2 protein-coding genes are annotated in these 11771 nt (G+C 42.1%); both read left to right on the top strand.

Annotated features, from left to right (window positions below):
* Window positions 1-4 precede the first annotated feature (4 nt).
* Window positions 5-6022 carry a SprB repeat-containing protein gene (locus tag V6R21_RS04425; RefSeq protein WP_334241262.1) on the top strand — a complete coding sequence of 2006 codons (6018 nt, stop codon included), beginning with the start codon at window positions 5-7 and terminating at the stop codon, window positions 6020-6022.
* A gap of 9 nt (window positions 6023-6031) precedes the next feature.
* Window positions 6032-11770 carry an FG-GAP-like repeat-containing protein gene (locus tag V6R21_RS04420; RefSeq protein WP_334241260.1) on the top strand — a complete coding sequence of 1913 codons (5739 nt, stop codon included), beginning with the start codon at window positions 6032-6034 and terminating at the stop codon, window positions 11768-11770.
* The last annotated feature ends 1 nt before the right edge of the window (window position 11771 follow it).

The following is an 11771-nucleotide window of genomic DNA, read 5'->3' as shown; positions in this document are numbered from 1 at the left end:
TAAGGTGATCGTAAATGGATTAAATTATCGCTTGATAGTTGGTGATAGTGTTTTGCGTAGAGAAAGTGATGGGGAATTATTCCTCACCAATGAAAACACCTACCAGATAGAAGTAATCGATGCTTATAATGCTCCTTATAAGAATATCAATTACAGTGCAGATTATCTTGACTCATTCTATGATACATCTGTAAGAGATAACCTTGCGCAAATGAACACAGATGCACTTGAAGGGGGAGGTGATAATCCTGTAACATTGCATTATTATCTATCAAACTATCCTCCCTTTGAAGTTTCAATCAACCTATTTAGTACAACCTGTTTTGATGCACAGGATGGTAAGGTCGAAATTATAAGTGTGGCAGGAGGTGCTGGAACAGGCTATGAATTGGCAGTGGCAAACGCAATAACAAATTTGGATTCTGTAGTATTTACAGGAACTAATACCTTTATGCCAATTGATTTGGATGGTGATGAAACTTACTTCCTTAAAATTCGGGATGACTCCTGTAGTGATTGGCGTTTAGTAGATCAGTTAACCATCTATGAATTGGATGGATTGACAAAAGATTCACTTCGAGTTGAGTGGCAAGAAAACAATGATCATGTAAACGATGGATCAGGAGCAGTTACTATTCCACAAACAGCAGCAGTTGAAGTTGAAGTTAACCCTATAGCGACTACCTGTTACGGTCAACCTACAGGTGCTCTTGATATTAAAATTCAGGGAGGACACCTGCCATATTCTATTAATGTCAAGACGCAGGATCTACCAAATCAGGCATTTACTGTTACTTTGTATGAGGATTATAAAGTTTCGGTTGATAGCATAAGGCTAGAGGACCTAGCAGGTAACCAAATGTATTTGGTAGAAATTGTAGATGCTAATGGCTGTGTCACAACATCCTTTGATGGTAGTTCATCTGCAGAAGGAGCAAAAGAATATTCTGTTCCAGAAAAGAAACCTCTTGAGGTGATTAGCATGGTTCATCAGGACTTGACTTGTTCCGATTCAAATGATGGAACAATTTCTTTAGAAGTTATTGATGCAAGCGGCATTCAGTTTAAGTGGGTGAAAACGGATGATGAAACAGCATTACCTACTTATACGGCAACAGCATCGCCTGCAATCTTGGAATGGACTAACATCCCCGCTGGTGAATACCAATTATATTATTACGAGAGTGGTTGTGCAGAATGGCAGGCGCAAACAGGTAAGTTGATACAGATAGGAATCAGTGAAGAACCAGAACTGGTAAGTGTCTCCAAAACTGGAGGCAATAGCTGTGATGGGTTTAACTTGGTGGCTGAAGTAAATATTACAGGAGCTACGCTAATTGTGGAAAGACAAGATGCAGCAAGTTGGACTAATTATGCTACTGTAGAAGCAAATGGGGCTTCCATAATATTTGAAGCTGTTCCGGCTGGTGTTTATAGGTTCCGTTATGGTTATTCAGATGCTTGCGGATATGATGAAAAGACACTTGATCTGGAAAGCGAACTTCTATATCCATTGTATATCTCAAACGCAGTTACTTCATTAGACTGTGCTGATGACTTTGGTTGGGTTGCTGTCAATGCAGGTGTTAATGAGCAGAACCCAAGACAAGGCAATTATACTTTCAACCTTTACCAAAAAGATGGGACGTTATTGACTTCCAATAGCAGTGGTATGTTCAATAACCTTGCTGTAGGTCAATACTATATTCAGGCAGTTGACAATACGTTGACTTTGTGTCCAATTAATTCAGAGGAATTACCATTTGAAGTATCTGCTCCTGCTGTTTTGGGTTTTGTTGTAAACAATGTTAATCCGACGATTAATGCATGTCTAGGAAATCCTTCTGGCGAGGTCACGATTGATATTGATGGAGGGGTAGCACCTTATACGCTGAGATGGTCAAGCAGTCTTGGCAATTTCTCACAAAGTATAGATAGCCCCGTTAGTAGCTATTTAATTGATTCTCTCAAAAGAGGTTACACTTATACCTTCAGTTTGATAGATGCGAATGGTTGCACTCCTGCCTCTGGAAGTGTAGTGACAACTTTCAATTATACAGAGATGGAGGTGAATGTAACAGAAACCGCTGTCGATTATTGTGGGCTTGGTAATGGAGCCGTAAATCTGGATGTGATGCAAGGTTCAGGCAGCTATGCACTCTATCAGGCTTCTGAGTTGGTGAAGGAATTTACGGGAACTAATACATTGATTGAAAACCTTTCTGCTTCAAGAACATATGACTTTGTAGTAAAGGATCAGGAAACAGGTTGTGAAATTGAGGTGCCAACTGTGCAGGTCACAAAGCTGGATAGACAATTTAAAGTCTCGGTTGTGGTTGACAGTAACCCTTCTTGTGGTGGTAATGACGGTGAGGTGTCATTGGTGGTGACTGACCTTAGTGATGTAGTTTTGGATAACAATGACTTTACATTTGAGTGGAATGATCTTCCATATAACACTGCCAATGTTACAGGATTGACTGCTGGAGCTTATCAGGTGAATGTAACAGATAATGCTTCTTGTACATTTGCTGATTTTACATTCTCACTTACAGCTGAGGGAGCGCCTAAGGCTGTGGAGGTAGAAAGGGAATTACCATATTGTAGTCAGCCAACAGGACAGGTAAAGGTAGAGGTAACTGGAGGTAATGGACCTTATTACTTTAACGGAGCAGATGGAATTACGATAGTAAGTGAGGATAACACAAACGGGGTATTTGAACTGAAAGGATTCAAGGCTTATGAATCGGTAATTCTATCATTTAATGACCAAGGAACTTGTCCGGCATACCTAACCATCAATATAGAGGAGGAAAAGATAGGACATGTATTTGGAGAACCAGTTTTTGATATAACACCATCATCTTGTGGAAAAGCGATTGGAGCAGTTCAGTTACAGAATTTCCCAACATCAGAATTTGCCATTACTTGGAATGACATCGCTGTTACTACAGGAACATCGTTGAACAATGTAACAGCAGGACAATACCTAGCGACAATCGAGCACCTGTCAACACATTGTGATACGACCGTAGCTGTAACCATTGAAGATAGAGCTGCTGTAAGTATCTCGTTGGTTAGTCTTGACTCTTCAGACTGTGGCAATGCGACAGGTTCCATTTCAGTAATAGGAGCAGGAGGTGGAGAATCATTCACTTACAGATGGAAGAAAGGAAATTATGAATTTACGGGGAATAGGACAGCAACACTAGACCAGCTTTTTGCCGGAGACTACACAGTTTGGGCTATAGATCAGTATGGTTGTGTCAGCGACCCATTGAATGTTTCAATCAAGGACAGAACGAGCCTTTTTGCAGGTTTGTATGAAATAAATGCGACATCATGTTCAGGTATTGCAGACGGGGCTATGGGAAGCTGGGTCTCTGGAGGTCTTCCACCTTATGAATATAGTTGGAATGGGGAAGGTTTTGTGTCAGGACTGACAGAAAAGAGTGGCTTGCCATATGGAGAAGTAACCTTGACTGTAAGAGATGCAAGAGGTTGTGAAGTGATAGCGCCATCTCTTTTACTTACTAAAAGAAACGAGATTGATGCAATCATAAGCAGTTCAAACCCTACATGTTTTGAAGGTGCTGATGGTAATGCATCGGTGCAGGTATTGGAGCGAGACTTAACAGAAATTTCGACAATCACTTGGTTGGATAGCAACAATGCTATTGTTGGGGAAGGAGCTTCTGTTACAGGGTTGCCTGAGGGAACATTTACATTGGTAATAGCGGATAACTATGGTTGTACCTTCACAAGTGCATTTAGCCTGAATGATCCAGAGCCGATTGAGGTTACACCAATCAGTATTCAAAAGCCAAAGTGTCCGGATGGAAATGAAGGTAATATCTTTATCGAAGTAAATGGAGGTAACCAATCATTTGCATACGAGTGGAGGCTTAAAGACGAGACCAATGTAATAGCTACAACAAAGCACCTGCAACAGGTAGGGGTAGGTACATATGAAGTGACCGTATCTGATATGGAGTCTTCATTGGCTTGTATAGCTACCGCGGAGCTTGCAGTACCTTCTCCAGATATCTTGAAGATTATCTCAACACAGATGGTCAGCCCAAGCTGTTACGGAGCTGTAGATGGTTCGATCACGATAGATGTTACTGGTGGAAGATTACCTTACCTGATTGAGTGGACAGACTTAGGTGTGACTGGAAGAACACTTTCGGGAATTGGAGTAGGAACGTACCATGTCAGAATAACCGACCAGAATCAATGTTTGTTAGAGGCAGAACTTACATTGGATAGCCAGCCAACACCACTTGAAGTATCAGTTTCTGATATTGTTGATGCGACATGTTCCTTGACCAATGACGGAATGGCATCCCTATCGGTATCAGGTGGAACCGCACCATATTTTGTGTCTTGGAGTAACAGACAAAGGGGCACAGAATTGACAGGTGTTGGTGCAGGTACTTACATCGCAGAAATAAGAGATGCCAACGGTTGCTCAATTTCAACAGAAGTAACCATTGGGGCGCCAGCTTCACTTACACTGTCATTGGTAGATGCTATCAACCCTTCATGTGTTGGTGCTGCTGACGGACAACTGATCTTTAGGCCTGAAGGCGGAACAGGTACTTATGTACTGACAGCTCCGGAAGGTAGTTTGGTGGAATGGAATGACGCAGATAGTACGTTTACAGTTTCAGGGTTGACATCAGGCAGATATGATTTCACTGTATCGGATGAGAACAGTTGTACACAAAGTGCATACGGATTCAGACTAGATAACCCACCAGTATTGGAGGTGGCAAACTTTGAAATCCAGAATGTTTCTTGTTTTGGAGGCAGTGATGGCAGTATTACCATTACAGCACAAGGAGGTTCAGGAAGCTACGAATATATATGGGAGAATGGAGCTGAAGGAAATACTCTTGGAGGATTAAGAAAAGGGACTTACCAGCTGACCATTGTAGATGCAGCAAAAGGATGTAGTATCACTAGAACTTATACGGTAGGCGAACCTGCCGAACTGAGGTTATCAGTAGCAAGTTTCTCAAACCCGGTTTGTGTGGGTGCTGCTGACGGTGAAATTCAGGTAGAGGTAAGTGGTGGTACAGCACCTTATACTTTCAGTTGGAATAATGGTCAGGAGACAGCCATAGCTTCAGCATTGAATGCAGGTACTTACACAGTAACAGTAACGGATGCGAATGGTTGTCAGGCGATGATCACCAAAATATTGGAAGACCCACAAGCATTGGTGCTTGAGGTTGCTAACCTGACGGATATTATTGAAATCTGTGCTGGCTCAGTCTTTAGCTTGGATGCTGGCAGCCAATGGCATAAAGTAACTTGGACATCAGACAGAGGACTTACCTCTAATGAGCAGGTATTACTGGTGATAGGGGCAGGTAATTATGAGCTAGAAGTTGAAACGTTAGCAGGGTGTACAACAAGTACTACTTTTGAAGTAGTGGAAAGGGATGACCTACTAGAAGCGAATTTCCTTGTGGAAACATCTCCAACAGAAGTTGTAGAAACCTTTATGCTGATAGACGTTTCATGGCCATTGCCAGATGGAATTAACTGGTCAATTGAACCTGAAGTAGAAATCGTTTCTGAAACAGATCATCAACGTGAAATTCGATTCAATCAGGCAGGAACCTACACCGTTACCATGCAAGCTAACTTGGCAAACTGTATAGCTACTGTATCCAGACAACTTGATGTAGTATCCTTGTCAAATGGAAGGTTTGGAATTGCAGGCTCTTCCAATGAGGATATAGATGAAGACAGCGATATTCAACTGTTGGAGGTTGTGCCGGTGCCAAATGATGGTCGTTTTACCATTAATGTAAGACTGAATGAGGAGATGGACGGGGTACTTTCACTAAGAAGTGCAGGTGATGCCAAAAAATTATGGGAAAAAGAACTGTCGGGTGCAAACCACTATACAGTGAGGTATGAAAATGAGAGACTTCCTTCAGGAGTTTACATATTACAATTAGTAACAGTTCAGGAAGTGAAGGCTACTAAAGTATTGATTCAGAACTAATTTTTTATCATGAATAGGATAGGCTATATTTTTTTAACGGCATGTGTGGTATCCTTTAACATGCTGGGAGCAATGGCCCAGGGGTTTGAAAAGGTAAGCTCAACAGACTTGCCTGCATTGTATGAAGGAGAAGTACTGTCATTGGATTTGGATCTGGATGGTATGAAAGACCTTGTGATCTCTGGTAAGGATGCGGGAGGAAGTTGGTACCTGCAAGCCATGCATTATAATGGCTCAGGTTGGGATAGCTGGAGTAATGGTTTGACAGAATTGTCAGACCCTTCCCTGCTTGCGGCAGATGTGAACAGTGATGGAATTTCAGACCTAATTGTTACAGGTAAGGATACTGGAACGGGAGAAGGAAAAGTGCATGTATACACCCACAATGGTAGCGGAACTTGGACTTCACTTGAAAATGGGTTACCCGATTATTCAAATGCTGCTGTCCTATGGGGAGATTTCAGGTCTGAAGGAAAGCAAGGCATACTACTGACAGGAAGTGATACAGATGGTGTGGCACAAACCCGATTTTTTGTGTTGGATGAGAATATATGGATAGAAAAGTCAACTAACCTGCCATCCTTTACCAATGCACAGCTGCTATCCTTTGATGCGGATTTGGATGGACGTACAGACTTATTTGTGTCAGGACAGGATATCTATGGTAATTACCTTAGTAAACTGTATGTCCAGACAGGTGTCGGTACATGGGAGGCCGTTTCTGCCTCTTTTCAAAGACTGACTGAACCTAAACTGGACAAGGCAGACTTCGATCAGGATGGTCGTATGGACTTGATTATGTCAGGCTTTGGTAGTGGAGGTACATCTGTAGCAAAAGTATACCTTAATAAGTCAGCAGGTTGGCAGGAGAACACTTGGAGTTTACCACAATTGGCAGGTGGTGATGTAAAAGCTGGAGACTTTGATTTGGATGGGTATATCGATGTCTTTCTTTCTGGGGTTACGTCAGGTGGTGTAAAAGAAATTTGGGCATTGACGAACAGTAGTGGAACAGGGTTTACGGATTCAGGTATTGCTTTTACCTTAATTTCAGATGGTGGAATTGCAGTAGCAGACTGGAATGGAGACAATAAACTGGACTTATTGACAACTGGAAATACCTATACAGGCGTACAGACAATTTTATATCAGAATAATGATACAGGAACTGTATCAGTGCCTACTGCTCCGGCAGGGCTTTCCACAACAGTAGAGATCAATCAGGTATTGTTGGAGTGGAATGCTGTCTCTGGAGCAACAGCATATGAAGTAAGGTTAGGTAGTGAGCCAGGGAAAGGTGATTATATAACAACGCTGACACAGAGCAGCGGAGAAAGAGCTGTCTTGCAACAAACCTCATCAGGTTTGAAAGTGTTAATAGACAGTTTGGAAGAAGGTACCTACTATTGGTCAGTTCATGCTATTGGAAGTAGCCACCAGGGAGGTGCTTTTGCTTCTGAAGCGTCATTTACAGTTTGTGATAAGCCTAACCTAGGAGATGACTTTTATACTTGTGCAAAAGCGCCATTTACCTTATCCGCTGGAAAATCAGGTGAAACGGTCACATGGAGAACATTGTCTGGAAAAGATTTGGGAGCCGGACTGACATTGGAGGTCAGCTTGATTGCAGAGGAAGAAATTGAGGTAACGGTAGACAAACCTGCCTTGGGTTGTCAGATGAAAGATACGGTCAAGGTAAGTGTATGGGAATTGCCGGAAGCAAACCTACCTGAGCAGGAATTTATTTGTAAAGGTGGGACTTACCTTACAAACCTGACAGGGACATTTGCACAGGTATCTTGGTATTCACTTTCTCAGGATAAGTTTTTGGGTACAACACAGAATGTTTCTGTAAATGTATCGACAGAAGAAATACTGGAGGTAACAGTAACAGATTTTAATGGCTGTTCAAGTTTGGATACGCTTACCATTACAAGCTATCCTGTACCGCAACCAGGGCTTGCTGAGGTCAAAAATGTTTGCTGGAATGCTTTTGATACACTCAGGTTGGCAGATAGCTGGACAGATGTGTCCTGGAAAGGGCTAATTTCAGGAAATACAGTGAATGGGGTTATTTACCCATACGTAGCTGGAGAGAAAGATTCAGTGGAAGTAACGGTGATTGACATTAATGGCTGTGTAGGGAAAGACACAATCCTGCTTGAAAGTTATGAGTTGCCGACACCTGACCTAGGATCTGATTTGGAAGTTTGTGCAGACAATACGATTTCCTTTGATGCAGGAGAAGGATGGAGTGAAACTGTTTGGCGAAAACTCAGTGATGGGGCAGTAATATCCACGAACCAGAAACTTGATTGGGAAGTCAATATGACGGACTCATTGGAGTTGGGATTGAAAAACAGCAATGGTTGCTGGGCTTATGATACGGTAAAAGTTTCATTGTTGGAGTTACCAGTATTGGCAACCGACCTGAACCTATCTGAATGTTCTGGAAGTGTGATTGATCTGGATGCAGGAGCAGGACATACTACATACCAATGGAAATCCTTAAGAAAAGATGAAATTGTTGGAAACGAGCAGGTATTGCCATGGTTAACAACAGAAACAGACACACTTGAACTGACGGTGTGGAACGATAAAGGTTGCTTTACCATTGATTCCGTAATTGTGGAAATGTGGGAATTGCCAACTCCTGATTTAGGTGGAGACAGAACTGTCTGTAAAGGTGGTGAATTGAATTTTGAGGCAGGAAGTGTATGGCAAAGAGTCAGATGGGGAACAATCCTCTCAGGAGTGCAACAGGATGATACATCATCTACATGGAGCCATGCTTTTGTACAAAATGATAGTGTTTGGGTAGAAGTAACGGACAGCAATGGTTGTATCAACACTGATACGATTGCGGTTGAAGTATATGACTTGCCAGATCCAGGATTGGAGGCAACTGTCATTATTTGTGAAGAAAGTGAGGTAAACCTGAATGTGGAATTAGGCATATGGGAGACCGTTACCTGGAGACGTTTTTCAGATGGTCTTACATCTAATGATGAAAGCTTTTCTTATCAGGTATTGGAAAAAGATACTGTGGAAGTTACGGTTTCAGATGCCAACGGATGTTCAGGTGCTGATACAATCGTAGTTGATTTTTATCCAATCCCTCGTTTTGACTTGGGAGCAGATACAGCCATCTGTTTTGATGAAACATTGCTGCTTGACGTAGGTGGCGGATGGGCAGAGGTGAAATGGTATTCACAGAAGCAAGGTTACCTCTCAAGCTCAAGATCACTCCAATGGTTGGCGACTGCATCTGATACCGTTTGGGCTGAGGTGACTAACATCGAAGGATGTTTAAATACAGACAGCATTGCTGTGAAGGTGAACCCTTTGCCGGAGCCAGATTTAGGTGCGGACATTTATGAGTGTATTGGAGAAACAATAGCGTTGAATGCTGGTACTTGGGAACGAGTTGAATGGCATTCCAAGTTGAAAGGGGCATTAGGAACCGATGCTGCGCTTTCTTATGAAATCTCAGAGCCTGATACGTTATGGGTTTCAGTTGAAAATGCCAATGGATGTATCGGCAATGACACGATTCCGATTCATCCATATGCACTGCCAGACTATACACTTGGAGCAGATGATACCATCTGTTACATGACCAGCAAGACACTTTCTGTAAGTGAGGACTGGACAAATGTAACATGGTATTCTAATAGAGAGGGTGAACTGGCTGATGGCGTGTATGTGTATGAGCATACGGCGACAGTGAAGGATACACTTTGGTCACGAGTAGAGAATGCCAATGGGTGTATTGCTTATGACACCATTGTGATTGATGTATTTGACCTTCCTGCATTTACTTTGGGCAGTGACCAGTCGGTTTGTCAAGGAGAACAAGTGACCTTGAAAGTTGAAGGAGGCTGGCCAACAGTTAACTGGTTTGAGCAAGGAGTATCAACACCTATTGCAGAAGATACTTGGTATATCAATGTTGATGCTGATGACACTAAGAGTTACGTAGCGGAAGTATTTAATCCGGAAGGCTGTGTGAATTATGATACAATCACCATCAACAGGCTAGCATTACCAGTATTCTCGTTAGGTGCTAATCAACAAATATGCGAAGGTGAGGCGTTGAACTTGGAGGTTGAAGTAGAAAATATCGCTGATGTCTCTTGGTACTCAGACTTTAGAGGATTGTTGCAGAAAGGAACGGCATCAAGCTATACGCAAACGGTTTATAATGATGAAACAATTTGGGCAACGGTTACAAACAGTAATGGCTGTATCTATTCAGATACAGTTGAAGTCACAAAATTAGCGTTGCCAACATTTAGTCTGGGACAAGATACTTCAATCTGTTATATGGAAACCATCGCGTTGTCAGTAGGAAATGCAGACGATCAGGTAAAATGGTTCTCATCTCAGCTTGGAATGATTGAAGAAGGAAACGACCTGACATTCGAAATAACACAGACAGATACCTTGTGGGCGGAAAGAACAAACAGCAACGGATGTATTTGGACCGATACTTTGGTCGTAAATGTATTGCCTTTGCCAGATTTTGTATTGCCAGAAACATTGGAAGTTTGTGATGGGGAGCAAGCAAGCCTTACTGTAGAGGGAGACTGGCAATCCGTAGAATGGTTTGACAATAGTGGCAACCTGCTTCATACAGGGGTGTCATTCGATACAACTGTAGAGCAATCAATGGTAGTGACAGCCAATGTAACTTCCTGGGATGGCTGTAATGACGCAAAATCTGTAAGTATCATAAAACTGGACTTGCCAGTTGCAGATGCAGGAATTGATCGCTCAATCTGTACGGAAGGTGTAACCACAATTGGTTCATCAGCTATTGATGGGATACAATATCAGTGGTTCCCAACAATAGGGCTTTCTTCAGGTACGGTTGCTCAACCGGAAGCTTCTCCTGCTGTCACAACAACCTATTTCCTTACAGCAACTAATGACAAAGGATGTATCAGTCTAACAGATTCTGTAACGGTATTTGTAGATGAATTTTACAGCATTGATGCTGGACCGGACAAGGCAATCTGTTATGGAGAAGGAACTGTACTGGAAACTACAATAGATGGTGGTGCAAGTGACTATAAGTTTGAGTGGTCGCCTCAAGCAGGTTTGGACGATCCTGCTTCATCAAGTCCGATGGCATTCCCAGAAGAAACAACCACTTATATTGTTAAAGCTTCCTTAGGAGACTGTTTAACCCGAACAGATACCATTACAGTAGTAGTAAATGATCTGCCAGTAGTAACAGTGAGTGAAGATATTGCAATAGGAGCAGGAACAGAAGTGACACTGGAAGCATCAGGAGGTACATTCTACCTTTGGTCTCCTGACTATAATATGGATCGACCAAATATTGCAACCCCAACTGTTTCACCAGAAGTAACAACTACTTATACTGTAAGGGTTATGAGTGCTTTTGGGTGTGTCTCAACAGGAAGTGTAACGGTGTTTGTGGGGAATGAGATCTTTGTGCCAAACCTATTTACACCAAATGGGGACGGTACCAATGATATCTTTAAAATATATGGAAAAGGTGTAGCTCGCTTGACTTTACAGATAGTAGACCAGCAAGGAAATATAGTCTTTACCAGTGATAATATATCCCAGATTATGGAGACAGGCTGGGATGGTAACTTTGGAGGAAAGGCTTTACCAAATGGCACATATTATTGGAAAATGATAGGTGTCTACAAGGATGGTTCCAATATAAAATTCAAAGGAACTGATACTGGAATTATTAACCTGCAACGCTAAT

Source organism: Limibacter armeniacum, from assembly GCF_036880985.1.
GTDB lineage: Bacteria > Bacteroidota > Bacteroidia > Cytophagales > Flammeovirgaceae > Limibacter > Limibacter armeniacum.
Note: the sequence above shows the minus strand (reverse complement) of the source record. Positions and strands in the feature narration are given on the sequence as shown.

Excerpts from the sequence above, each read along its gene's own strand:
- V6R21_RS04420 (WP_334241260.1), top strand. The coding sequence starts at position 6,032 with ATGAATAGGATAGGCTATATTTTTTTAACGGCATGTGTGGTATCCTTT.